This is a genomic window from Pseudomonas sp. LAIL14HWK12:I1 (assembly GCF_003202095.1).
Taxonomy (GTDB): domain Bacteria; phylum Pseudomonadota; class Gammaproteobacteria; order Pseudomonadales; family Pseudomonadaceae; genus Aquipseudomonas; species Aquipseudomonas monteilii.
Genome location: NZ_QJKG01000002.1, coordinates 48,689 through 71,629 on the forward strand (window position 1 = coordinate 48,689; position 22,941 = coordinate 71,629).

The 22,941-nt window shown below is 62.0% G+C and carries 21 protein-coding genes; 5 read left to right on the forward strand and 16 right to left on the reverse strand.

Features of this window, described 5'->3' with window-relative positions:
* Window positions 1–72 precede the first annotated feature (72 nt).
* Window positions 73–2,208: a catalase HPII gene (gene katE / locus D906_RS05110; RefSeq protein ID WP_019099209.1), complete on the reverse strand. Its 2,136-nt coding sequence runs from the start codon at window positions 2,206–2,208 to the stop codon at window positions 73–75.
* A 226-nt stretch (window positions 2,209–2,434) separates the two neighbouring features.
* Here katE and D906_RS05115 point away from each other — a divergent pair, with 226 nt between their 5' ends.
* The 3 genes from D906_RS05115 to D906_RS05125 all read left to right on the forward strand — a co-directional run bounded on the left by D906_RS05115 (window position 2,435) and on the right by D906_RS05125 (window position 4,948).
* Entirely contained in the window at window positions 2,435–3,442 is a 1,008-nt protein-coding gene (locus tag D906_RS05115; protein WP_019099210.1) for a methionine ABC transporter ATP-binding protein, read from the forward strand.
* Complete coding sequence (locus D906_RS05120; protein ID WP_010951513.1) at window positions 3,442–4,113, forward strand: methionine ABC transporter permease; 672 nt, start codon at window positions 3,442–3,444, stop codon at window positions 4,111–4,113. The genes D906_RS05115 and D906_RS05120 overlap by 1 nt, the downstream gene beginning before the upstream one ends.
* A gap of 64 nt (window positions 4,114–4,177) precedes the next feature.
* Complete coding sequence (locus D906_RS05125) at window positions 4,178–4,948, forward strand: MetQ/NlpA family ABC transporter substrate-binding protein (RefSeq protein ID WP_016712836.1); 771 nt, start codon at window positions 4,178–4,180, stop codon at window positions 4,946–4,948.
* Between the two features lie 67 nt (window positions 4,949–5,015).
* On the opposite strand, the gene D906_RS05130 is transcribed toward D906_RS05125, so the two are convergent.
* Genes D906_RS05130 through D906_RS05150 form a run of 5 tightly spaced genes read right to left on the reverse strand, consistent with a single transcriptional unit; the run spans window position 5,016 to window position 8,899 of the window.
* Window positions 5,016–5,648, reverse strand: coding sequence for an SCO family protein (locus D906_RS05130; RefSeq protein ID WP_019099211.1), 633 nt, complete (start codon window positions 5,646–5,648; stop codon window positions 5,016–5,018).
* A complete protein-coding gene (cyoE, locus tag D906_RS05135) occupies window positions 5,645–6,538 on the reverse strand; it encodes a heme o synthase (RefSeq protein ID WP_019099212.1) in 894 nt (297 codons plus the stop codon). The genes D906_RS05130 and cyoE overlap by 4 nt, the downstream gene beginning before the upstream one ends.
* Window positions 6,523–7,602 carry a heme A synthase gene (locus D906_RS05140; RefSeq protein ID WP_025754203.1) on the reverse strand — a complete coding sequence of 360 codons (1,080 nt, stop codon included), beginning with the start codon at window positions 7,600–7,602 and terminating at the stop codon, window positions 6,523–6,525. The genes cyoE and D906_RS05140 overlap by 16 nt, the downstream gene beginning before the upstream one ends.
* Before the next feature lie 9 nt (window positions 7,603–7,611).
* Window positions 7,612–8,193, reverse strand: a complete 582-nt coding sequence (locus D906_RS05145; RefSeq protein WP_025754204.1) for a hypothetical protein — start codon at window positions 8,191–8,193, stop codon at window positions 7,612–7,614.
* Complete coding sequence (locus D906_RS05150) at window positions 8,162–8,899, reverse strand: SURF1 family protein (RefSeq protein ID WP_027614788.1); 738 nt, start codon at window positions 8,897–8,899, stop codon at window positions 8,162–8,164. The genes D906_RS05145 and D906_RS05150 overlap by 32 nt, the downstream gene beginning before the upstream one ends.
* 52 nt (window positions 8,900–8,951) lie before the next feature.
* Here D906_RS05150 and D906_RS05155 point away from each other — a divergent pair, with 52 nt between their 5' ends.
* Entirely contained in the window at window positions 8,952–9,155 is a 204-nt protein-coding gene (locus D906_RS05155) for a twin transmembrane helix small protein (protein ID WP_019098091.1), read from the forward strand.
* Between the two features lie 110 nt (window positions 9,156–9,265).
* On the opposite strand, the gene D906_RS05160 is transcribed toward D906_RS05155, so the two are convergent.
* The 4 genes from D906_RS05160 to coxB are packed head-to-tail and all read right to left on the reverse strand — an operon-like array spanning window position 9,266 to window position 13,507.
* Entirely contained in the window at window positions 9,266–10,153 is an 888-nt protein-coding gene (locus D906_RS05160) for a cytochrome c oxidase subunit 3 (protein ID WP_019098090.1), read from the reverse strand.
* 16 nt (window positions 10,154–10,169) lie between these two features.
* Window positions 10,170–10,736 (reverse strand): cytochrome c oxidase assembly protein, encoded by a 567-nt coding sequence (locus tag D906_RS05165; protein WP_016712829.1) that lies wholly within the window; start codon window positions 10,734–10,736, stop codon window positions 10,170–10,172.
* Window positions 10,737–10,746: 10 nt separating this feature from the next.
* Entirely contained in the window at window positions 10,747–12,336 is a 1,590-nt protein-coding gene (gene ctaD, locus D906_RS05170) for a cytochrome c oxidase subunit I (protein WP_016497403.1), read from the reverse strand.
* 43 nt (window positions 12,337–12,379) lie between these two features.
* Window positions 12,380–13,507, reverse strand: coding sequence for a cytochrome c oxidase subunit II (gene coxB / locus D906_RS05175; RefSeq protein ID WP_019098089.1), 1,128 nt, complete (start codon window positions 13,505–13,507; stop codon window positions 12,380–12,382).
* A gap of 369 nt (window positions 13,508–13,876) precedes the next feature.
* Here coxB and D906_RS05180 point away from each other — a divergent pair, with 369 nt between their 5' ends.
* Complete coding sequence (locus tag D906_RS05180) at window positions 13,877–14,518, forward strand: hypothetical protein (RefSeq protein ID WP_019098088.1); 642 nt, start codon at window positions 13,877–13,879, stop codon at window positions 14,516–14,518.
* A gap of 76 nt (window positions 14,519–14,594) precedes the next feature.
* On the opposite strand, the gene D906_RS05185 is transcribed toward D906_RS05180, so the two are convergent.
* The 6 genes from D906_RS05185 to prlC form a co-directional block, all read right to left on the reverse strand.
* On the reverse strand, window positions 14,595–16,127 hold the full coding sequence (locus D906_RS05185) for a SulP family inorganic anion transporter (RefSeq protein WP_027614789.1): 1,533 nt from the start codon (window positions 16,125–16,127) through the stop codon (window positions 14,595–14,597).
* Window positions 16,128–16,317: 190 nt separating this feature from the next.
* Window positions 16,318–17,037 carry a carbonic anhydrase gene (locus D906_RS05190; RefSeq protein ID WP_016712825.1) on the reverse strand — a complete coding sequence of 240 codons (720 nt, stop codon included), beginning with the start codon at window positions 17,035–17,037 and terminating at the stop codon, window positions 16,318–16,320.
* Between the two features lie 273 nt (window positions 17,038–17,310).
* Window positions 17,311–18,369 (reverse strand): PA0069 family radical SAM protein, encoded by a 1,059-nt coding sequence (locus D906_RS05195; RefSeq protein WP_019098086.1) that lies wholly within the window; start codon window positions 18,367–18,369, stop codon window positions 17,311–17,313.
* 70 nt (window positions 18,370–18,439) lie between these two features.
* Window positions 18,440–20,434, reverse strand: a complete 1,995-nt coding sequence (locus tag D906_RS05200; RefSeq protein WP_027614790.1) for a M3 family metallopeptidase — start codon at window positions 20,432–20,434, stop codon at window positions 18,440–18,442.
* 110 nt (window positions 20,435–20,544) lie between these two features.
* Window positions 20,545–20,826: a YheV family putative zinc ribbon protein gene (locus tag D906_RS05205; RefSeq protein WP_019098084.1), complete on the reverse strand. Its 282-nt coding sequence runs from the start codon at window positions 20,824–20,826 to the stop codon at window positions 20,545–20,547.
* Window positions 20,823–22,874, reverse strand: a complete 2,052-nt coding sequence (gene prlC, locus D906_RS05210) for an oligopeptidase A (RefSeq protein ID WP_232889095.1) — start codon at window positions 22,872–22,874, stop codon at window positions 20,823–20,825. The genes D906_RS05205 and prlC overlap by 4 nt, the downstream gene beginning before the upstream one ends.
* Window positions 22,875–22,941 lie beyond the last annotated feature (67 nt).

Sequence of the window (22,941 nt, forward strand, 5' to 3'; positions counted from 1 at the left end):
GCGCACAACGCCCAAGGCCTGCGCAGTACCTGTGGAAGCTGGCTTGCCGGCGATGGGCTGCAAAGCAGCCCCTTAGGCCGGCACAGCCTCCGCAGCAGCTTCCCGCTCCCACACCCGATGCCCCTCAACCGCTTTGACAAAGGCATCCACGGCTTTTTGGTCATCCGCCAGCAGCAAGCCCTTGTCTTCCTTAAGTCCCAGGCCGGTCGCCAGTTCCTTGGTCAACACCATAGCCTTCAGGTGCTTGTAGCCTTCCAGCAAGAAGTGTTTGGCTAGCCCGCTGGCTGCCAAGGCATCCGTCGAAGCCTTACCTGATGGCACGACAATCCCGTCGAACATGATCGATGGCATCCCCTCCATCGATGCCTCCACCGGCAGTTGCTTGCCATCCGTCGCCTTTACCGGCGCCGAGGTCGGCCCCAACAGCATCGGCCGGGCACTGTGCGCTTCCAGGGCCTTGATCAGTTTGTCCACGCTTGCAGCGTCCACGCCATTGGCCACCAGCACGGCAATCTTGCGCCCCTTGATACCCACCGAACCTGGGTGGTTCATCTGGCTCAAGGCCGGTGATTGCGCCAGCTGGCTGCCCTTCACCTGCACCGTACCCGCTTTCGGCGCAGGCAGGCCCAGGTTGGCTGCAACTGCCGCCGCCAGCTTCAAATCGATATTGGCGAGAATTTCATTCACTTCCCGGGCGCGGATATGTTCGCGCTCCACTTTGCCCAACTCGAAGCTGTAAGCCTTGATGATGTGCTGCTGTTCGGTCGGGCTCATGCTCTGGAAGAACAGCCGGGCTTGCGAGAAGTGATCACCGAACGACTCGCTGCGCTGACGAATCTTGTGCGCATCGATACGCTCCTGGTAGCTCTCGAAACCACCGTCCTGCGCCGCTGCCGGGGTTTCCTTTGGCCAACCACCGTCGATCGAGTTTGGCTCGTAGGACGCCCGCCCCTTGTGCACGACGTGCTGGTGCAGGGCATCACGCTGGTTGTTGTGGTTAGGCGCTACCGGGCGGTTGATCGGGATCTGGTGGAAGTTCGGCCCGCCCAGGCGGCTGATCTGGGTATCGGTGTACGAGAACAGCCGGCCCTGTAGCAGTGGGTCATTGGTAAAGTCGATTCCAGGCACGATATGGCCTGGGCAGAACGCCACCTGTTCGACCTCGGCAAAGAAATTGTCCGGGTTACGGTTCAGCACCATCTTGCCCAAGGGCGTTACGGGCACCAGTTCTTCCGGGATGATCTTGGTCGGGTCCAACAAGTCGAAGTCGAACTTGTGCTCGTCGGCCTCCGGCACGATCTGCACGCCGAGTTCCCATTCCGGGTAATCGCCGGTCTCGATCGCCTCCCACAAGTCACGGCGCTGGAAGTCAGTGTCCTTGCCCGCCAGTTTCTGCGCCTCGTCCCACAGCAGCGAATGCACGCCCTGGCGCGGCTTCCAGTGGAACTTGACGAAACTGGCCACGCCCTCGGCGTTGATCAGGCGGAAGGTATGCACGCCAAAGCCTTCCATCATGCGCAAGCTGCGCGGGATAGCCCGGTCGGACATGGCCCACATCACCATGTGGGCCGACTCCGGCACCAGCGAAACGAAATCCCAGAACGTATCGTGGGCCGAGCCACCGGTAGGAATCTCGTTATGCGGCTCGGGTTTGACCGCATGCACAAAATCGGGGAACTTGATGGCATCCTGGATGAAGAAGACCGGCATGTTGTTGCCGACCAGGTCGAAGTTACCTTCGTCGGTATAGAACTTGACCGCGAAACCGCGCACATCACGCACGGTATCCCCCGAACCACGGGGACCCTGCACAGTGGAAAAGCGTACAAACACCGGTGTGATCTTGTCGGGATCTTGCAGGAAACCGGCTTTGGTCAGATCCGCATGGTTGCCATAACTCTGAAAGTAGCCGTGCGCCCCGGTACCACGGGCATGCACGATGCGCTCCGGGATGCGCTCATGGTCGAAGTGGGTGATCTTCTCGCGCATGATGAAGTCTTCGAGCAGCGACGGCCCTCGTGCGCCAGCCTTGAGGCTGTTCTGGTTGTCGGCAATCTTCACGCCCTGGTTGGTGCGCAGAGCCTGGCCGGTAGCGTCGCTGCGGAAGGTTTCCAGGCTCTGCAACTTGGCATTGGTATTGGCCCGGTCCGGGGTCTGGGTGCCAGCGGCTTCACTCTGCTTGGGCGCGTCCGTTTTCTTGCTGGGCATGGTCGTCTCTCCTCATCAGTCTTCAGGCGTGCCCGTTGCGGGCTTGTTCAACTAGTGACTGGAAGGCTTTGCCGAGCGTTCAATCAGGATTACCGGTTGTCGCGATATGCCCGATGGATTGGTGCATTACGAAATAAATGCTAAGAACAGCTATGGGAAAAGGCTAAAATGCGCGACCCCAGCTAACCGCTGACCCAAATTTCATGCGCCCCACAAGGTTCGCTACGTGATCGAGTTCCAACAGGTACATAAAACCTACCGCGTTGCCGGTAGGGAAATCCCCGCACTGAATCCGACCAGCCTGACCATCGAAGATGGCCAGGTGTTCGGCCTGATCGGCCATTCCGGCGCCGGCAAAAGCACCATGCTGCGCCTGATCAACCGCCTGGAAGAGCCCTCCGGCGGCAAGATCATCGTCGACGGCGAAGACGTCACCGCGTTCAACGCCAGCCAGTTGCGCGGCTTCCGCCAGCAGGTCGGGATGATCTTCCAGCACTTCAACCTGCTGGCCTCCAAGACCGTCGCCGACAACGTCGCCCTGCCACTGACCCTGGCCGGCGAGCTGTCGCGCAGCCAAATCGACAAACGTGTCACCGAGCTGCTGGCCCGTGTAGGCCTGCAAGACCACGCCAAAAAGTACCCGGCGCAGCTGTCCGGTGGCCAGAAGCAGCGCGTCGGCATCGCCCGCGCCCTGTCCACCAACCCGAAGATCCTGCTGTGCGACGAGGCTACCAGTGCCCTCGACCCGCAAACCACGGCTTCGGTCCTGCAATTGCTGGCCGAGATCAACCGTGAGCTGAAGCTGACCATCGTGCTGATCACCCATGAAATGGACGTGATCCGCCGTGTCTGCGACCGCGTGGCAGTGATGGACGCCGGCCAGATCGTCGAGCAAGGCTCGGTGGCCGATGTGTTCCTGCACCCGCAGCACCCCACCACCAAGCGCTTTGTCCAGGAGGACGAGCAAGTCGACGAAGGCGAACAGCGCGACGATTTCGCCCATGTACCAGGCCGTATCGTGCGCCTGACCTTCCAGGGCGACGCCACCTACGCGCCGCTGCTGGGCACCGTGGCCCGCGAAACCGGTGTGGACTACAGCATCCTCGCCGGGCGTATCGACCGCATCAAGGATGTCCCCTATGGCCAGCTCACCCTCGCCCTGATCGGCGGTGACATGGAAGCGGCATTCGCCCGCTTCAAGGCAGCTGACGTACATATGGAGGTACTGCGTTGATGGACGCCCTGAATTTCTTTGCAAACGTCGACTGGGCCGAAATCTGGCTGGCCACCGTCGATACCATGATCATGTTGTTCGGCTCGTTGTTCTTCACCGTGCTGCTGGGCCTGCCGCTGGGCGTGCTGCTGTTCCTCTGCGGGCCTAAGCAGATGTTCGAGCAAAAGGGCGTGTATGCGCTGCTGTCGCTGGTGGTGAACATCCTGCGCTCGCTGCCGTTCATCATCCTGCTGATCGTGATGATCCCGTTCACCGTACTGATCACCGGCACCTCGCTGGGCGTTGCCGGCGCCATTCCGCCGCTGGTGGTAGGTGCCACGCCGTTCTTCGCGCGCCTGGTGGAAACGGCCCTGCGTGAAGTGGACCGCGGCATCATCGAAGCTACCCAGTCGATGGGCGCCACCACCCGCCAGATCATCACCAGTGCGCTGCTGCCGGAAGCCCGCCCGGGCATCTTCGCGGCCATCACCGTAACGGCCATCACCCTGGTGTCGTACACCGCCATGGCCGGTGTGGTCGGTGCCGGTGGCCTGGGCGACCTGGCGATTCGCTTCGGTTACCAGCGCTTCCAGACCGATGTAATGGTAGTGACCGTGGTATTGCTGCTGGTACTGGTTCAAGTACTGCAGAGCGTGGGCGACAAACTGGTCGTGCATTTTTCCCGTAAGTAACCCCAATGGGGTCGGCCCGGCCGACCCGTTCGGGGGCCGTCGCGGCCCTCACAAGGAGTGATTGATGAAGAAGCTGCTTGCTGTCGCTGCCGCTGTCGCGGCCTTCTCGGCCCACGCCGATACCCTGACCGTTGCCGCCACCCCGGTGCCGCACGCCGAGATCCTCAACTTCGTCAAACCACAGCTGGCGAAAGAGGGCGTGGAGCTGAAGGTGAAGGAGTTCACCGACTATATCCAGCCGAACGTGCAGGTGGCCGAAAAGCGCCTGGACGCCAACTTCTTCCAGCACCAGCCGTACCTGGATGAGTTCAACAAGGCCAAGGGCACCCAACTGGTGAGCGTAGCCGGCGTGCACATCGAGCCGCTGGGCGTGTACTCGACCAAGATCAAGAAGCTGGACGAGTTGTCTTCCGGCGCCACCGTGGTCATCCCCAACGACGCCACCAACGGCGGCCGCGCCCTGCTGCTGCTGGACAAGGCCGGTGTGATCAAGCTGAAGGACAACAAGAACATCCTGTCCACCGTGAAGGATGTTGCCGAGAACCCGAAAAGCATCAAGTTCCGTGAGCTGGAAGCGGCCACCATCCCGCGCGTGCTGACCCAGGTCGATGCCGCCCTGATCAACACCAACTACGCGCTGGAAGCCAAGCTGAACCCGGAGAAGGACGCGCTGGCCATCGAAGGCAGCGACTCGCCTTACGTGAACATCCTGGTTGCCCGCCCGGACAACAAAGACTCGGAAGACATGAAGAAACTGGCCGCTGCGCTGCACTCGCCTGAGGTGAAGCAGTTCATCGTCGAGAAATACAAGGGCGCTGTGGTTCCGGCGTTCTGATCCGAAATCCCCGGGGCCGCTTTGCGGCCCTTTCGCGGCACAAGGCCTGCAAAGCAGGCTCGAAATCTCAATCCCGCTTCACAAGCCCGGGCAACTGCGCCACCAGCTTCTGGTTGTTGAACGGCGCACGAATGAAACCACGCTGACGCCCATCCGGCCCCACAACCGCCAGGTTACCGCTGTGATCCACGGTATACCCCGGCTTGCTGGTATCGGCCGGAATGAACGGAATGCTCAAGGCATTAGCCAACTTCTGGGTATCCTCGATCGACCCCGCCACCCCGACAAAGTCCTTGTCGAAATAGCCCAGGTATTGCTTCAACTGGTTAGGCGTGTCGCGGTTCGGGTCCACACTCACCAACACCACCTGCAGCCGGTCAACGGCTTCCTTGGGCAGCTCACTCTTCACCTGGCGCAACTGGGCCAAGGTAGTCGGGCAGATGTCCGGGCAGTAGGTGTAGCCAAAGAACAGCAGCGACCATTTGCCCTTCAGGTCATCCAGTCGCACTGGCTGGCCGTCCTGGTTGGTCATGGTCACATCCGCCACGGTACGGCTCTGCGGCAGCAGGATGATGCCGGCGTCGATCAGCTCGGTAGGGTTGGGCTGGTCGCGGCCATTGAGCACCTTGTTGACAGTCAGGCCCATGATCAGCGCGACCAGGGCAACGAGGATAAAGACGGTTTTCTGGGTTCGGGTCATAGGTTCAGCAACAGGTAGTGGTCGAGGAGCAACGCGATGAACAGCGCGAACAGGTAGCCGATAGAGTACTTGAAGGTACCGATCGCCGCGTGCGGCCGGCTGCCACGGTACAACACCCAGGCCCAATGCAGGAAGCGCAGGCCCAGCGCCAGGGCACAGGCCAGGTACAGCGGGCCGCTCATGTGGATGGCATACGGCAACAGGCTGACCGCCAGCAATACCAGGGTGTACAGCAGGATATGCAGCTTGGTGTAGCGCTCGCCGTGGGTCACCGGCAGCATCGGGATATCGGCCTTGGCGTATTCCTCCTTGCGGTGGATGGCCAAGGCCCAGAAGTGCGGTGGCGTCCAGGCGAAGATGATCAGCACCAGCAGCAAGGGTTCGGCGCTGACATGGCCGCTTACGGCCACCCAGCCGAGCAGCGGCGGGGCGGCGCCGGCCAAGCCACCGATGACGATGTTCTGTGGCGTGGCACGCTTGAGAAAGCCGGTGTAGAGCACCGCATAGCCAAGCAAGGACGCCAGGGTTAGCCAGGCGGTCAGGGCGTTGGTGAACACCAGCAGCAGCGCCATGCCCAACACTGCGAGCGCCAAGGCGAACGACAGTGCGGGCAGTGGCTCGACCCGGCCTTGGGCCAGGGGCCGCTTGTGGGTACGGGCCATCAGCGCATCGATGCGCCGATCCACCACATGGTTGACCACCGCTGCACCACCTGCACACAAGCCGATGCCCAGGTTGCCGAACAGCAGCACGCTCCAGCTCACCCCGGCCCGGGTAGCGAGGAACATGCCTGCCAGCGAGGTAATCAGCATCAGCACCACCACCTTGGGCTTGGTCAGCTCCAGGTAATCGCGCCAGCTGGCCCGCCGTGCACTCAGAAGCGTCGCCACGAATCGTTCCTCATGTGAAGGGAAGTGCCCACGCCGGCCACCGGCCGCAGGCGCCAGCCGTGGCCGACACCCACGCGCAACTTGTCGACCACGCGAATGCGGTAGTTCACCAGCACCATGCTCAGCAGCAACATCGCCCCACCCGCGTTGTGCGCCACAGCCACCACCAGTGGCAGGTGGAACAACACATTGCTGATGCCCAGGCCCACTTGCAGGGCCAGCGCCAACAGTACCAGCCGCGCCAGACCGGGGAGGCCACAGCGGTGCAGCTTCCAGCTGAGCATCAAAAGCACGCAAGTCACCAACAGTGCCCCCAGCCGGTGGCTGATGTGGATGGCCGTGCGTGCATCACTGTCCAGTTGCCCGCCGAGGTAGTTGGGGCCGACGTGTTGGGTCAGATGGAAGCCGTTGCTGAAGTCCGCCGCCGGCCACCACTGGCCATGGCAAGTGGGCAGGTCAATGCAGGCGACCGCTGCGTAGTTGGCACTGACCCAACCGCCCAGGGCGATCTGGCCGATCACCACCAGCAGGGCCAATGCAGCGATCCGGCGCAAGCTCAACGGCAACTTGGGCAATGGCGCAAAAGCCCGGGATAGACGCAGGGATAGCAGGAACAGCAGGCTCAACGTAGTGAACCCGCCGAGCAAGTGCGCGGTAACCACCTGTGGCCACAGCTTCAGGGTAACTGTCCACATGCCGAAAGCCGCCTGGGCCAGCACCACGCCCAGTAACAACACAGGCAGGCGATAGGGCTGGCCATCGCGGGCATGCCGGCGCACCGCCTGAAAGGCGAGCAGGGCAATCACCACGGCCAGCGTGCCGGCGAAGTAGCGATGGACCATCTCGGCCCAGCCCTTGGCCTCTTCCACGGGGTGATCGGGGAAGTGCAGCTCGGCATGGGCCAATTGGGCCTCGCTCTTGGGCACGCTGATGAAGCCGTAGCAACCTGGCCAGTCCGGGCAGCCCAGGCCGGCGTGGGTCAGGCGGGTATAGGCACCGAGCAGGACGACCAGCAGTGCCAGCAGGGTGGCGAATACAGCCAAGCGGAATCCAGGTCTGGCCATGGCAGGCTCCTAGCCGATGTTGGACAGCTTGAGCAGGTGGCGCAGATCGTCCAGCACATGCTTGCCGTTGACCTTGCCGTCGTAACGCAGCACCAGGTTGCCGTGCGGGTCGACGATCCACAGCTGCGGGCCAGGCTCGCCAACCTTCTGCAGGTAGTGCTGGGCATCCAGCGGGTAACGTTGCAGTTGCGGGTACTCACGGCCAAGCAGCGCCTGGTAGTCGGCGCTCAGCGGCTGGGCGGCGGCCAGCGCATGGCTGGCGCGGCTGGCATCGCGGCCCAGGCCGACCTGGATCTGCCGGGCCAGGTACACCAGGCGCTGGCAGTCCTCGGCGCAGGCCTCAGGCGCGCTGACCAGCAGCTGCCAGCGCTCGTCCTCACCCGCCACGCCGATATCGGCACGGCTTTCACCATTGCCGATCATGGCGCCGTGGTAGCTGCGGCCATCCGGCACCCAGAACTGAAGTTTGTACATGCTGGTGGCCAAAATCATCGGCCCGAGCACCACCAGCAAAATCAGTAATAGCTGCAAACGCCCGCGGGCTCTGGGTTTGCCACGTTCAGGCACGTCCAGTGGAGTGGCGGTGGCCATGGCGTTTCTCCTTGTTGTGGTGCCAGCCAAAGTAGAGGTAGAGCAGAACCAATGCGGCAGAAAGGGCAAACCACTGCACGGCGTACCCCAGGTGTTTTTCCGGGCCCATGGCGACTACTGGCCAATCCAGGCGATAGGCTGCCGGGCCTGGTTCCAGACGCAGCTCATGGGCGTAGCCTTCGCGGTCCAGTTGCGGCCAGAGCTGTGCGGCATCAACGGCCGTGAGCAGATGCGGCCATTGGCCGCCTTCCGGGTCGGGATGCAGCTGGAACGTGCTGCCGGGTGATACGTACACTGAAGCGTCCAGCGCCATGGCCTGGGAAGGGGTATCGAAATGCACAGGCACGCGGCGGTCTGGCCAGGGCAGCCAGCCGCGGTTGACCAGCAGCCACAGGCCGCTGGCCTGGTCATGGAAGGGTTGCAGCAGTTCCACACCGGCCTGGCCGTCGCGCATGCGGTTGTCCAGCAACAGGCTGTGCCCGGCGTCGAAGCGGCCATAGAGGTGAACGCGGCGGAAGGCGTTGTCTTCGTTTGATACGAGCTGGGCCGTGGCGATCGGGGCTTCGATTCGCCGTTCGGCATAGCTGGCCAGCAGCGTACGCTTTTCCTCGGCACGGCCGAGTTGCCAGCAGCCAAGCGCTATCAGGCCCGGCAGCAGCGCAAGCATCGCCAGGGTCGGTACCCAGCCTGGGCGAAACGGCCTCACGGGCGCCTCGCTATACTTATCCACATCACCGCATCCCCCCCGGAGTAGCGCCATGCTCAAGGCCGCGATTGTCCTGATGCTGTTGGCCACGATTGCCAGCCTGTTCAGTGGCCTGGTGTTTCTGGTCAAAGACGATGAAAACTCGACCCGCCTGCTCAAGGCGCTGACCGTGCGGGTGACCCTGGCGGCCCTGACAGTCGGCCTGGTCGCCTGGGGCTTTATCAGTGGTCAGCTGGTTTCGCATGCTCCCTTCTGAATGTGCAGTTGGTTTGATGGCCTCATCGCCAGCAAGCCAGCTCCCACAGGAACCCCACATGCCTCAGGGTCAGTGCCCCCCTGTGGGAGCTGGCTTGCCGGCGATTGGCCCTAGAGCACATACACGAAGATGAACAACCCCACCCAAACCACATCAACGAAGTGCCAGTACCAACTGGCCGCCTCGAAGCCGAAGTGTTTCTCCGGGTTGAAGTGCCCACGCAAAATGCGCACGAACATCACGATCAGGATGATCGTCCCCAACGTCACGTGGGCGCCGTGGAAGCCGGTCAGCATGAAGAACGTCGCACCATAGATCCCCGAACCCAGCGTCAGCCCCAGCTTGGTATAGGCCTCGTGGTACTCGTAGGCCTGCAACGTAATGAAGCTGATACCCAGAAGAATGGTCAGCGCCATCCAGAACTTCAGTGGCCCACGGTGATCACGGCGCAGCGCATGGTGCGCAATGGTGATGGTCACACTGGAACTGACCAGCAGGATGGTGTTGATCAGCGGCAGGTGCCACGGGTCGATCACTTCCTTGGGCGGCGGGAACAGTTTCGGGTCGGGCGTGTGCAGCAGCGGCCAGGTGAACTCGAAAGTCGGCCACAACATGTGCGCAACCCCTTTGGCCCCTTCGCCCCCCAGCCACGGCCCGGCCAGCACACGCACGTAGAACAGCGCACCGAAAAAGGCGAGGAAGAACATCACCTCGGAGAAGATGAACCAGCTCATGCCCCAGCGGAACGAGCGGTCCAGCTGCGGGCTGTACAACCCCGCGCGGCTCTCCTTCACCACGGCGCCGAACCAGCCAAACAGCATGTAGGCCAGGAACAATGCACCCACGAAGAAAATCAGCGGCCCGTGCGATTCCGGGTGGCCGGCCTTCATGTCATTGAACCAGGTGCCCAGGCCGAACACCGTGATGAACATGCCGATGGTGGCGATGATCGGCCACTTGCTCTGCGCCGGAACGTAGTAGTGCTCATGACTTGCCATTGCTGTTCTCCTTCCCTTAACGGGCGCCCTGAACGTCCTGGGCCGCAACATGCGCGACCGGCGGGTGGCGAGCGGTGATGTCGAACAAGGTGTAGGCCAGTGTCAGGTGCTTCACGCTGGCCGGCAGGTCGCGGTCGACGATGAAGCGCACCGGCATCTCGATGCGTTCGCCGGGCTGCAGCACCTGCTGGGTAAAGCAGAAGCACTCGGTCTTGTGGAAATACGCGGCGGCCTCGGCCGGGGTAATGCTGGGTATCGCCTGCGCACTCATCGGCCGGTCGGTCGGGTTGTGGGCAATGAAGATCATCTGGTTCACCGCACCCGGGTTGACCTCCAACTGGTCAGCCGTGGAGTAGAAATCCCAGACCATGTCGCTGGCATTGGTCGACATGAACTGCACCCGCACCGAACGCGACGGGTCGCTGACCTGGCTGCCTTCGTATTGCCCGCCAGTCTTGCCGTTGATGCCAAAGGCCTTGCACATCACGTCGTAGATCGGCACCAGGGCGAAGCCGAAGGCGAACATCACCACCGTCAGCATCAGCAGGCGCGTTACCAGGCGTTTGAGCGACAGGCCGTTCATGGCGGGCTTCCTATTTCACTTCCGGTGGCGTCTGGAAGGTGTGGTAGGGCGCAGGCGAGGGGATCGACCACTCAAGGCCCTCGGCGCCATCCCAAGGCTTGGCCGGTGCCGGCGCGCCGCCACGGATGCACTTGATGACGATGAACAGGAAGAAGATTTGCGTGGCACCGAACATGAAGGCCCCGATCGACGACACCATGTTGAAGTCGGCGAACTGCAGGTTGTAGTCCGGAATGCGCCGTGGCATGCCGGCCAGCCCCACGAAGTGCATGGGGAAGAAGGCCATGTTCATACCGATGAACGACAGCCAGAAGTGCAGCTTGCCGAGGGTTTCGTCGTACATGTGGCCGGTCCATTTCGGCAGCCAGTAGTAGGCCGAGGCGAAGATGCCGAAGATCGCCCCGGGCACCAGCACGTAGTGGAAGTGTGCGACCACGAAGTAGGTGTCGTGGTACTGGAAGTCCGCCGGGGCGATGGCCAGCATCAAGCCGGAGAAGCCGCCGATGGTGAACAGGATGACGAAGGCGATGGCAAACAGCATCGGCGTCTCGAAGGTGAGCGAGCCTTCCCACATGGTGCTGACCCAGTTGAACACCTTCACCCCGGTGGGCACGGCGATCAGCATGGTGGCGTACATGAAGAACAGTTCGCCCACCACCGGGATGCCGACCACGAACATGTGGTGGGCCCAGACGATGAACGACAGGAAGGCAATCGCGCCGGTGGCGTACACCATCGAGGTGTAGCCGAACAGCGGCTTGCGCGAGAACGCCGGGATGATCGAGCTGACCGCACCGAAGGCGGGCAGGATCATGATGTACACCTCGGGGTGGCCGAAGAACCAGAACACATGCTGGAACAGCACCGGGTCACCGCCACCGGCGGCGCTGAAGAAGCTGGTACCGAAGTGGATGTCCATCAGCATCATGGTCACCACACCGGCCAGCACCGGCATCACCGCAATCAGCAGGAACGCGGTAATCAGCCAGGTCCAGACGAACAGCGGCATTTTCATCAGGGTCATGCCGGGGGCACGCAGGTTGAGGATGGTGGCGATCACGTTGATCGCGCCCATGATCGAGCTGATGCCCATCAGGTGGATGGCGAAGATGAAGAAGGTGACGCTGGCCGGTGCATAGGTGGTGGACAGCGGGGCGTAGAAGGTCCAGCCAAAATTCGGCCCGCCGCCGGGGCTGAACAGGGTCGACACCAGCAACAGAAACGCCGCCGGCAACAACCAGAAGCTGAAGTTGTTCATGCGCGGCAGGGCCATGTCGGGCGCGCCGATCATCAACGGGATCATCCAGTTGGCCAGGCCGACGAAGGCCGGCATCACCGCGCCGAACACCATGATCAGGCCGTGCATGGTTGTCATCTGGTTGAAGAACGCCGGTTCCACGATTTGCAGCCCGGGCTGGAACAGCTCGGCGCGAATCACCATGGCGAACGAGCCGCCAAGCAGGAACATGATGAAGCTGAACCACAGGTACATCGTGCCGATGTCTTTATGGTTGGTGGTCAGCACCCAGCGCATCAGGCCCTTGGCCGGGCCGTGGGCGTGCTCATGGCCGTGGGCGTGGTCGTCGATCACTGTGCTCATGTCCTGTCTCCTGCAACCCATTGATTGCCGCGAGTAACCCGGTTCATTGCGCTTCTGCCTGCTTCAGCGCCAGCACGTCCTTCGGCGTGACCATGTCGCCCTTGTTGTTGCCCCAGGCGTTGCGCTCGTAGGTGACCACGGCGGCAATATCCACTTCCGAGAGCTGCTTGCCGAATGCAGCCATGGCGGTACCGGGTTTGCCGTGGAAGACGATGCTCAGGTGGCCTTCCTTGGGCCCGGTAGCGATCTTCGAGCCCTTCAATGCCGGGAACATCGGTGGCAAGCCCTGGCCTTCGGCCTGGTGACAGGCCACGCAGGTGGTGTGGTAGACCTTGTCGCCACGCTCCACCAGCTCTTCCAGGGTCCATTCCTTGCTGGTCAGCTCCTTGAGCTTGGCGGCTTCGGCTTTGCGCTCACCCAGCCAGGTGTCGTAGTCGGCCTTGGATTTCACCTCGACCACCACCGGCATGAAACCGTGATCCTTACCGCACAGCTCGGTGCACTGGCCGCGATAGATGCCGGGCTTCTCGATACGGGTCCAGGCTTCGTTGACGAAGCCGGGGATGGCATCGCGCTTGACCGCAAAAGCCGGCACCCACCAGGAGTGGATAACGTCGGCGGCCGTTACCAGGAAGCGCACTTTGGCACCCACCGGCAGCACCAGCGGTTGGTCGACTTCGAGCAGGTAGTGCTCGTCCTTGGGGGCTTTGTTGTGAATCTGGTCGGCGGGGGTGGCCAGGTTGCTGAAGAACTCCACGTCCTGGCCCAGGTATTTGTAGTGCCACTTCCACTGGTAGCCGGTGACCTGAATGTCGATGTCCGACTCGCTGGCGTCGTAGATGTCGATCAGGGTCTTGGTGGCCGGGATGGCCATGGCCACCAGAATCAGGAAGGGCACCACGGTCCAGAGGATTTCCACCCAGGTATGCTCGTGGAAATGCGCGGCCTGCTGACCGGTGGAACGGCGGTGGATGACCATCGACCAGAACATCGCGCCGAAAACCACGATGCCGATGATCACGCAGACCCAGAAGATGGTCATGTGCAGGTCGAAGACGGCGTTGGAGACTTCCGTCGCCCCCGGGTGCATGTTCACGGTCCAGGCGGCGTTGGCCTGACCAAAAACCGACCACAACAGGAGGCCCATCCAGACATGTGGATGTCGCATCATTGCGGGTTCCCCTTCTAATTCTTGTTGTCCCGGAGGCGTGGCCTGCGGCAAGAGGGAACGGCGGTCAAGACTGCCTGGCTTCGACGACCGAGCCCCTGCTAAAAGCAGTCGGGCCTCATCAACGAATCACGTTCACCGGGAGTATAGACAGCGACCAATGGCACGCAATGAAGCCTGTGAAATGAACTTCACGAAATGGCCAAATTGCCTGAAAACCGCACGCTTGAGGGGGCATGGCGCAATAATGGCACCTTGATATGCCTGAGAGCGCACACGTTTGCGAGATTTATAACAAATAGGTCTTAGGTATTCTGTATACCGAGCTAATTTAGTGTCTTCCGTTTGAAACGTAATGTCCCTGGAGTTGTCATGAACATCGCTGCTGTACGCGAGCAGGTAAGCCAAGCCCATCAACATGAAGGCCAGACTGGCCAATTGAAACAGCGTCTCGAGCTGCAACTGCCGCACCTGCACCCCTCGATCCAACTGCCTGAGCAGGACGCCCAGGGTACTTTGGCGCGCTTCGTCAGCGCCTACATCGACCAGGTTCCGGAACTGCTGGAGGCCGCACATGCGGTTGCCCGCGAGGCCGGGATCGAGTCGCAGATCAAGCCGGTACTGAAAATTGCCGAAGCCTACTTCCTGCAGCCGCCCAGCGTGATGCAAGGGCATGTGGGCCTGGACTGCCTGCTGGACGAGGCCTACCTGGCGCACCGGCTGGTGGAAGAGGTGAACGATCTGTATATCCGTCACTTCCAGCAGCCGCTGATCCCGGTCGATACGACCGTCGCCAATCTGATTGCCCACCAGCTGATTGGCGAGGAATTTGCCAACCAGCTGGATGAAGTGGTGCATCACTCGGTTGACGAAATGCTCAATGACGAGAGTTTTGCGGTGGAGTCAGTGGAGGCTTATCGCGAAAAACTGAGCAGCCCGGCAACTGGCGAGGCCTGGAAGCGCTGGCCGTGCCTGTCGCGGCAGCTGGGTGTGGAGCTGGGTCAGCCGGCCTGAATCCAGAGCCCGGTGAGATCCCTGTAGGAGCGGCACAAGGCTGCTCCTACAAAAATCACCCTGTTAAGGATCGGTATCAGGTACCAAGCCCCGCCGTAGTCCGCAACCGCCCCTCGATCCGCCGCTTCAAGCGCCGCTGTTCTATCAGCAACCGCGCCCCATTCGCCGCATTGCTGCGGCCCCAGTCTTCAAGCAGCTCAAGGCACGAGTGGTCGATGTAGCTCAGGTTACCCAACGGCACATGCAGCGTGGTCCCCGCCGGTACACTATCCAGCACCTGAGTCAGCGCCGGCACCTTGAGGAACGTCGCCGCACCGCTAAGCCGCAGCTCCATGTGCCCAGCCTTCTCCAGGCTCACCAGATTGATCTTCAGCCGCGCCGCCTTGAACGCCAGCTTCAGCAAGGTCAGGGCAAAGCCAAGCAGCACGCCGGTCAGCAGGTCGGTAAAGATGATCGCCAGCGCTGTCGCCGCATAGGTGAACATCGGCATGCGGCCATAACGGCCCAATCCGCGAAACGCCTTGAAGTCCACAAGCTTTACCCCGGTAAACACCAGCACACCCGCCAGGCTCGCCACCGGAATCTGTTGCAGCACGCTACTCAGCGCCACTACGAACGCCAGCAGCCAAAGGCCATGGAAGATCGCCGAAGCCCGGGTTTGCGCACCCGCTTGCACATTCGCCGAACTGCGCACGATCACGCCAGTCATCGGCAAAGCACCCAACACACCGCAGAGCATGTTGCCGATCCCCTGGGCCGACAACTCACGGTCGAAGTCCGAGCGCTGGCCGCTGTGCATGCGGTCTACCGCCGCAGCCGACAGCAGGGTTTCAGCGCTGGCAATGAACGCCAGGGCGAAGGCTGCGACCAGCAGGGTAGGGTCGGCCAACTGCATCAGATCTTCCGGGCGGATCCAGTCGATGGCCTCGGACAAGTCTGCCGGCACCTGCACCCGGTTGACCGGCAAGGCCAGCCACATGCTGATGCCGGTCATCGCCGCAACACCCAGCAGGGCACCCGGGACGAAGCGCAGCCGCTGCGGCCGCAAGCGCTCCCAGCCCCACAGGATGGCGATGGTACCCAGGCCCAGCGCACCGGCCATCCAGCCGGTACCAGCGCTTTCCTGTGGCAAGGCTGCGGCCACGGTTGCCGGGAACTCCAGCAGGTTCTGCATGCCGGAAGGCTGGGGCGCGGTGTCGAACATGACATGCACTTGCGACAGCACGATCAGCACGCCAATCCCTGCCAGCATGCCGTACACCACCGCTGGCGCGGTGACGCGGAACCAGCATCCCAGGCGCAGGCGCCCAGCCAGCAACTGCAGTAACCCGGCCAGCAGCAGTATCGGCCCCAGCATGGCCATGCCGTGCTGGCGCACCAGCTCGAACACCAGCACCGCCAAGCCGGCGGCCGGGCCGCTGACTTGTAGCGGCGAACCGGCGAGGAAACCCACGACAATGCCGCCGATAATGCCGGTAATCAGGCCTTTGGCCGGCGGCATGCCCGAGGCGATCGCAATGCCCATGCACAACGGCAAGGCCACCAGAAAGACCACCACCGACGCCAGCAACTCACGCGGCAGGGCCGCTTTCAACTGTGTAATGTTCACCGTGTTTCTCCATTCTCAGTCACACGGCCATTCCCCTGGCCGTGGGCACGTTTGCCCCTGACGAGCGCGCAGGCGCGGGCCGCCAGCGGGCGTGCCGGCAGGGCAGTCAGGGAATTCAAGGCAGCAGAAGGCCGCGCCACACCCTGAAGGGTGCAGCCGGCTATCAAAGTTCTAGCGGTGGATGGGTCGCTTAGTAGCGGCCTCTCGGGGTAGCGCAGGGGACCGGCTCGCCAGCAGCCAGGGGCAAGAAGCTGTCGCTGGCGGCATCGTAGGCTTCGATCTTGCTGGTCTCGATGTCGTAGACCCAGCCATGGATGTACAGCTCACCGGCTGCCAGGCGCGAGGCAACCGAAGGATGGGTACGCAAGTGATGCAGTTGGGCGATGACGTTTTCCTTGGTCAGCACCTGCATCGTCTCGTGTTCGCTACCGCACGAGCAGTTGTTCTCGACCACGGTGCGCGCCACTTCAGCGTGACGCAACCAGGCGGAAACGGTTGGCATCTTGGTCAGCGATTGCGGGTTGAGTACCGCACGCATGGCGCCGCAGTCGGAGTGGCCACATACGATGATGTGGTGCACTTTCAGTGCAAGTACGGCGTACTCGATCGCGCTGGAAACACCGCCATTCATCTGGCCGTAAGGCGGTACCACGTTACCCACGTTACGGGTCACGAACAGGTCGCCTGGCGAGCTTTGGGTGATCAGCTCGGGGACGATGCGCGAGTCGGCGCAGGTAATGAACATGGCACGCGGCGTTTGCGCAGTGGCGAGCTTCTTGAACAGCTCTTGCTGCTCGGGGAAGACGTCATGGTGAAAGCGCAGGAAGCCGTCGACGATGTGCTTCAGGGCTGCATCGGCGCCCTCGGCGGGTACATCCGGAACGACCTTGGATGGGTCCTTGACGGGCATGATTCATCCTCTTGACGGTGTGTAGGTAAATCCATTTTACCGGTGAAAGATTCTGGCTATGCAGGGATTTAGATGACACGCACGGGCCATTGATCACAGTCGGTGTGGACTGATTTCCTACGCTAGCGGGGAAAACTTAACTGAAACTTAATTCGACGGCTCTAGAACGGGCGTTCCAGACAGGAAAGGCGGGATCTGGATAATAGCAAAAAAGCATCAGTTGCCAATATAGATTAGCAAAATTATTGGGTGTCATTAGCTGAGTTGCAGGCATCAGAACAACGCCATCTGGCCCCCAGGTGGGCAGAATGCCGAGCAATCCAGCGCCTGCGCTTCCCGCCCCTCAAAGTTCAGCCGCTTCATGGCCTTGGCAAAACGCTGGGCCAACAGCTCGGCAAACACCCCTTCGCCGCGCATGCGCGCGCCAAACCGGCTGTCGTACAGCTCGCCGCCCCGGCTCTGGCGAATCAGGCTCAGTACATGCGCAGCCCGTTGCGGGTAATGGTCCTGCAGCCACTGCTCGAACAAGGGCGCCACCTCCAGCGGCAGGCGGAGCATCATGTAGGCCGCGCTCTGTGCGCCGGCTTCCTTGGCCGCCTCCAACAGGCGTTCCAGTTCACTGTCATTGATCATCGGAATCATCGGCGAACACAACACACCCACCGGCACACCCGCTTCGCGCAATACCCGGATAGCCCTCAACCGAGCGCCGGGAGAGGCCGCGCGTGGCTCCAGCACCCGCTTGAGATCATCGTCCAGCGTGGTCAGGCTGATCATTACCCGCGCCAGGCGCTGGCGGGCCATCTCGGCCAGCAAGTCGAGATCACGCAACACCAGCGAACCCTTGGTGACAATGGTCACCGGATGGCGAAAACGCAGCAAAACCTCAAGCAGCCGCCGGGTGAGCATGTGCTCCCGCTCGATCGGTTGGTAAGGGTCGGTGTTGGAGCCCAGGTTGATCGGCGCGCACACGTAGCCCGGTTTGCTCAATTGTTGCGCAAGCACCTCGGCGGCGTTGGTCTTGGCAATCAGCTTGGTCTCGAAATCGAGGCCGGGGGAAAGGTCCCAATAGGCGTGCGAGGGGCGGGCATAGCAGTAGATGCAACCATGCTCGCAGCCACGGTAAGGGTTGATGGAGCGGTCGAAGGGCAGATCGGGCGAGGTGTTACGACTGATCACCGACTTGGCGGTCTCGACCCGCACTTCAGTGCCTTGCGTCTGTGGCACTTCCTGGTACCAGCCATCATCCACTGCCACCGAATGGCTCGGGGCAAAGCGGTTATGGGGGTTGTGCGCCGTGCCACGGCCCTTTCGCGGTGCTGGAGCAATCATGGCTCACCTCTATACTGTATCCATATACAGTATAATGCACGCCAGAATCTTTCCAGCACCTCTGGTCTGGCTACTTCAGGCCATGCCAGCTCAGGTACGCTGCCTGTTCAGGTTGCCGCCCCAGAAACACCTCGATGCCTTCGCGCAGTGGGCGCGATGCACCCGGGGCGAACAACGCGTCCTGCAGGGCCTGGCCCGTGGCCCGGTTCAACAGGCCCTCGGCCTCGAAGCGTGTGAACACGTCAAAGGCCTGCACATCCGACCACAGGTAGGCGTAATAACCCGCATCGTAGCCATTCACCAGGTGCTCGAAGGCATGCGCCGGGTGCTCGAAATCAGCGAGTGGCCAGTAGCCACAGCGCTCACGGGCCTCATTCAGGCGCTGCTCAAAGGACCTGCCATCGTTCGGTGCGGCATGCAGGTCCATGTCGAACAGCGCCAGGCTCAGATGACGCGCGATTTCCTCCACGCCCTGCTGCCGCAGCGCCTCCAGGCATTCATCGGCTTGCCGCCGGGTCAGCGGGCTGCCATCGCTTGCATGAGCCGAAATCGACACCAGGTAATCAGCATCCCAGACCCAACGCTCGAACAGCTTGCCAAACAGCTCCACACCATCGGTGCCCAGTTCGGTCACGTTGGACATCACGTGGTTCGTCGTACGCACCAGTAAATGGTGCAGGGCATGGCCGAACTCATGGAACAACTTGCGCAGTGACAAGTGGTCGAGCAATGGCTGGCTACCTGGCGGTGCCTGCGGCACATCGCTGAAAACCACCACCGACGCGGCCTGGTAGATACCCTCGGCATCGACCCGGCGGTTGCGTAGGTATGTGGTGACCACGGCGTCTGGCTGCTTTCCGGCATGCTGCACGGCATCCAGATACAGAAAACCGATGAAGGCGTTGTCCTGCCACACCTCGAACGGCTGCACGCTTTCATCCCAGGTAGCGAGCGGCTTAGGCTGGAGCACCACACCAAACAGCCTCTGCGCCAGCGCCTGTAGCGCGCTGACAACCGTGTTCAGCGGAAAGTAGTCACGCAGGATTTCGCTGGACAACTCGCCGCGCGAAGACGCCTGCAAGTAGTCGTAGTCCCAAGGTTGCGGATTCTCCAGCCCGTGATCGGCAGCCTGACGCGCCACCTGTGAGCGCCAGCGCAACATGGCCGGGCGCACATCATCGGCCAAAGCATGAAGAAAGCCGCGCACCTGAGCCACGGAACCCGCACTCTTCACATGCAGGCTCTGCTCCAGATGGCCGGAAAAACCGAGCAGAAGGGCCTTTTCCTCGCGCAGTTGGGCCAAGTGCTGCAGATATGAGCGGTTGTCCAGTTTGAGATCCTGGCTGACGCCACGGGCGTGGAATGCCCGGTAAACACGCTCACGTAGCTGGCGGTTGGCGGCATGCTTGAGCACCTCATCAGTGGTCACGCTGTCACAGGCTATCAACCAGCCCGGCTCACCGCTTTCCTGCGCCCGTGCAGCCAATGTGTCGCGTATCCGCTGTGGGATGCCGCTCAATTCGGACTCATCGGCAATACTCAGCCCTGGCCGGTTGATGTTGCTGCGAAATGCGTTGCAGGCAACAGCGATCTGCGCCTGAAGGTCTGCCAGGCGCGCCTTGCCAGCGGCATCGAGCAACGCCCCGCTGGAGGCGAACTTGTCCAGATGCCAACGCAAGGTGGCGCGTTTCTGGGCATCCAACTGCTTGCCAATGTCACTGTTGGCCAAACGCTCATAGAGTGCATGCAAACCCATGTTGACGAACTTCTGTTCGAAACATGCCGTCGCTTTACCGTAAAACTCGATGATGGCGTTGGCCCAGGCTTCATCCCGGCCAACCAATGGCGAGGCGGCATACAACACCGCCAGTAGCTGGCTGTCCAGGCCGTCCACCGCCAGCACCATGTCATCCCAGGTGGGCATGGCCTGCTGATCACGGATGATGCGCTCGATCCCTTGCTCGTGCGCCAGTAGCACATGATCGAAAGCCGCACGCATGCTTTCAAGGGTGATGGAAGGGAAATCGATAGGGATGTGGCTAGCTTGCAGCAGAGGGTTGTCCATGGCACGTCACTTTGCTCGTGGAAAGAAGCAAGAGAGCGTGCATGGCCAGCGTATGCCGGAGGGCCTGACTATCTACCACCCGGGCTTTGCACCCGGGTGGCACGACAGCATTACTCAGCCGGTTTCTTCAGCTTCGGATTCGGGAAGAACTGCACCGTCTGCACCTTGGCCGGCGTGGCCTTGGGTGCCAGGTGGTTGACCCGGGTGCCAAGCTCCTTGGGCACCGAAAGCCCCTGCTCGTTGAGGGTGTCGGTGAAGCCGCAGGCCACACACTCACGGTGCGGGGTGTCGTCTTCGCTCCACATCATCAGCTTGTCAGGCTCGCTGCACGCCGGGCATACCGCCCCGGCAATGAAGCGTTTCTTGGTCTTGTTCACGGCAACCTCGCTCATGCTGCGGCGCTCTCGGTGAGGCCACTGTGGCGCAGCAACGCATCGATGGAAGGCTCACGCCCACGGAAGTCGACAAACAGCTCCATTGGCTCGCGCGAACCACCACGGGCCAGGATCGCCTCACGGAACGCGCGGCCAGTTTCGGCATTCAGCACGCCTTCTTCCTCGAAACGCGAGAAGGCGTCGGCCGACAGCACTTCGGCCCACTTGTAGCTGTAGTAGCCGGCTGCGTAACCGCCCGCGAAAATGTGCGCAAAGCTGTTGGGGAAGCGGTTGTACGCCGGTGGGCGCATCACCGACACCTCGTCGCGCACGCCTTCGAGCACCTGCAACACGCTGCGGCCGTCGCCATGGGTCGCATGCAGTTCGAAGTCGAACAGCGAGAACTCCAGCTGGCGCACCATCATCATGCCCGACTGGAAGTTCTTTGCCGCCAGCATCTTGTCCAGCAGGTCCTGGGGCAGGGGGGCGCCAGTTTCGTAGTGGGCGGAGATCAGCGCCAGGCCTTCCGGCTCCCAGCACCAGTTTTCCATGAACTGGCTCGGCAGCTCGACCGCGTCCCAGGCCACGCCGTTGATGCCGGATACACCGGCATGCTCGATGCGGGTCAGCATGTGGTGCAGGCCATGGCCGAACTCGTGGAACAGGGTGGTGACTTCATCGTGGGTCAGCAACGCCGGCTTGCCGGGTGCGGCCGGGGTGAAGTTGCACACCAGGTTGGCCACCGGGCTCTGCAGCTCGCCAGCAGCAGTGCGGCGACGGTCGCGGGCGCCGTCCATCCAGGCGCCGCCGCGCTTGTTGGCACGGGCGTACAGGTCGAAGAAGAAGCGGCCGACGTGCTGGCCGTTTTCCTTGATTTCGAACAGACGCACGTCCGGGTGCCAGCTGTCGAAGCCCTTGAGCTCAGCGATTTCAATGCCGTACAGGCGCTGCACGATGCTGAACAGGCCGCTCAGCACCTTGTCGATCGGGAAGTAAGCACGCAGGGCTTCCTGCGAAACGCTGTAGCGTTGCTCGCGCAGTTTCTCGCCAAAGTAGCCGGCGTCCCAGCTGGCCAGCTCAGGGCAGCCTTGTTCGGCGGCGTAGGCTTTCAGTTGCTCCAGGTCCTGGGCGGCAAATGGCTTGGAACGCTTGGCCAGGTCACGCAGGAAGTTCAGCACCTGGTCGCTGGACTCGGCCATCTTGGTGGCCAGGCTCAGCTCGGCGTAGTTCTTGTAGCCCAACAGTTCGGCCAGCTCCTGGCGCAGGCCGAGGATTTCCTGCATCACCGGGCCGTTGTCGAACTGGCCGGCGTTCGGGCCCTGGTCCGAGGCGCGGGTGCAGTAGGCGGCGTACAGCTCTTCGCGCAGGGCGCGATCACTGGCGTAGGTCATGACTGCGTAGTAGCTGGGGAATTCCAGGGTGATCAGCCAGCCGTCGAGGCCCTTGGCCTGGGCAGCGGCGGCCATTTGCGCCTTGGCCGAGTCGGTCAGGCCAGCCAGCGCGGCTTCGTCGGTGACGTGCTTGGTCCAGGCCTGGGTCGCATCGAGCAGCTGGTTGGAGAAGCGGCTACCCAGCTCGCTGAGCTTGCTCTGCACTTCGGCGTAACGCTGCTGCTTGTCTGCCGGCAGGTCGATGCCCGACAGGCGGAAGTCACGCAGGGCATGCTCGAGGATAGTCTTTTGCGCCACGTCGAAACCGGCGGCTTCGGGGCTGTTGATCAAAGCCTGGTAGGCGTCGAACAGCGCACGGTTCTGACCCAGTTCGGTAGAGTAGGCGCTCAACGCCGGCAGGCACGACTCATAGGCCTCGCGCAGTTCAGCGCTGTTGCACACCGCATTCAGGTGGCTGACCGGGCTCCAGGCAGCACCCAGGCGGTCGTTCAGTTCATCCATGGCCAGTACCAGGCCAGCCCAGGAGGGGTTCTTGCCCTGCTTGTCGAGGATCTCGGCAATGGCTTTACGGTTGTCGGCCAGGATCGCTTCGATCGCCGGCAACACGTGTTCGGCACGGATTTGCGAGAAGGGCGGCAGATCGTGGGATTGCAGAAGCGGGTTGTTCGCAGTCACGGTTTGGATACCTTGGCAGAAGAAACACTGCCCCATCTTAATTACAATCGACGCCGACCGCAGCAGG

Coding starts and splice junctions, on each gene's coding strand:
- D906_RS05195 (WP_019098086.1), bottom strand. CDS start 18,369: ATGATTGCTCCAGCACCGCGAAAGGGCCGTGGCACGGCGCACAACCCC.
- ctaD (WP_016497403.1), bottom strand. CDS start 12,336: ATGAGCACAGTGATCGACGACCACGCCCACGGCCATGAGCACGCCCAC.
- katE (WP_019099209.1), bottom strand. CDS start 2,208: ATGCCCAGCAAGAAAACGGACGCGCCCAAGCAGAGTGAAGCCGCTGGC.
- D906_RS05125 (WP_016712836.1), top strand. CDS start 4,178: ATGAAGAAGCTGCTTGCTGTCGCTGCCGCTGTCGCGGCCTTCTCGGCC.
- coxB (WP_019098089.1), bottom strand. CDS start 13,507: ATGATGCGACATCCACATGTCTGGATGGGCCTCCTGTTGTGGTCGGTT.
- D906_RS05145 (WP_025754204.1), bottom strand. CDS start 8,193: ATGGCCACCGCCACTCCACTGGACGTGCCTGAACGTGGCAAACCCAGA.
- D906_RS05120 (WP_010951513.1), top strand. CDS start 3,442: ATGGACGCCCTGAATTTCTTTGCAAACGTCGACTGGGCCGAAATCTGG.
- D906_RS05140 (WP_025754203.1), bottom strand. CDS start 7,602: ATGGCCAGACCTGGATTCCGCTTGGCTGTATTCGCCACCCTGCTGGCA.
- D906_RS05180 (WP_019098088.1), top strand. CDS start 13,877: ATGAACATCGCTGCTGTACGCGAGCAGGTAAGCCAAGCCCATCAACAT.
- D906_RS05165 (WP_016712829.1), bottom strand. CDS start 10,736: ATGAACGGCCTGTCGCTCAAACGCCTGGTAACGCGCCTGCTGATGCTG.
- D906_RS05160 (WP_019098090.1), bottom strand. CDS start 10,153: ATGGCAAGTCATGAGCACTACTACGTTCCGGCGCAGAGCAAGTGGCCG.
- D906_RS05200 (WP_027614790.1), bottom strand. CDS start 20,434: ATGGACAACCCTCTGCTGCAAGCTAGCCACATCCCTATCGATTTCCCT.
- D906_RS05155 (WP_019098091.1), top strand. CDS start 8,952: ATGCTCAAGGCCGCGATTGTCCTGATGCTGTTGGCCACGATTGCCAGC.
- D906_RS05130 (WP_019099211.1), bottom strand. CDS start 5,648: ATGACCCGAACCCAGAAAACCGTCTTTATCCTCGTTGCCCTGGTCGCG.
- D906_RS05190 (WP_016712825.1), bottom strand. CDS start 17,037: ATGCCCGTCAAGGACCCATCCAAGGTCGTTCCGGATGTACCCGCCGAG.
- D906_RS05205 (WP_019098084.1), bottom strand. CDS start 20,826: ATGAGCGAGGTTGCCGTGAACAAGACCAAGAAACGCTTCATTGCCGGG.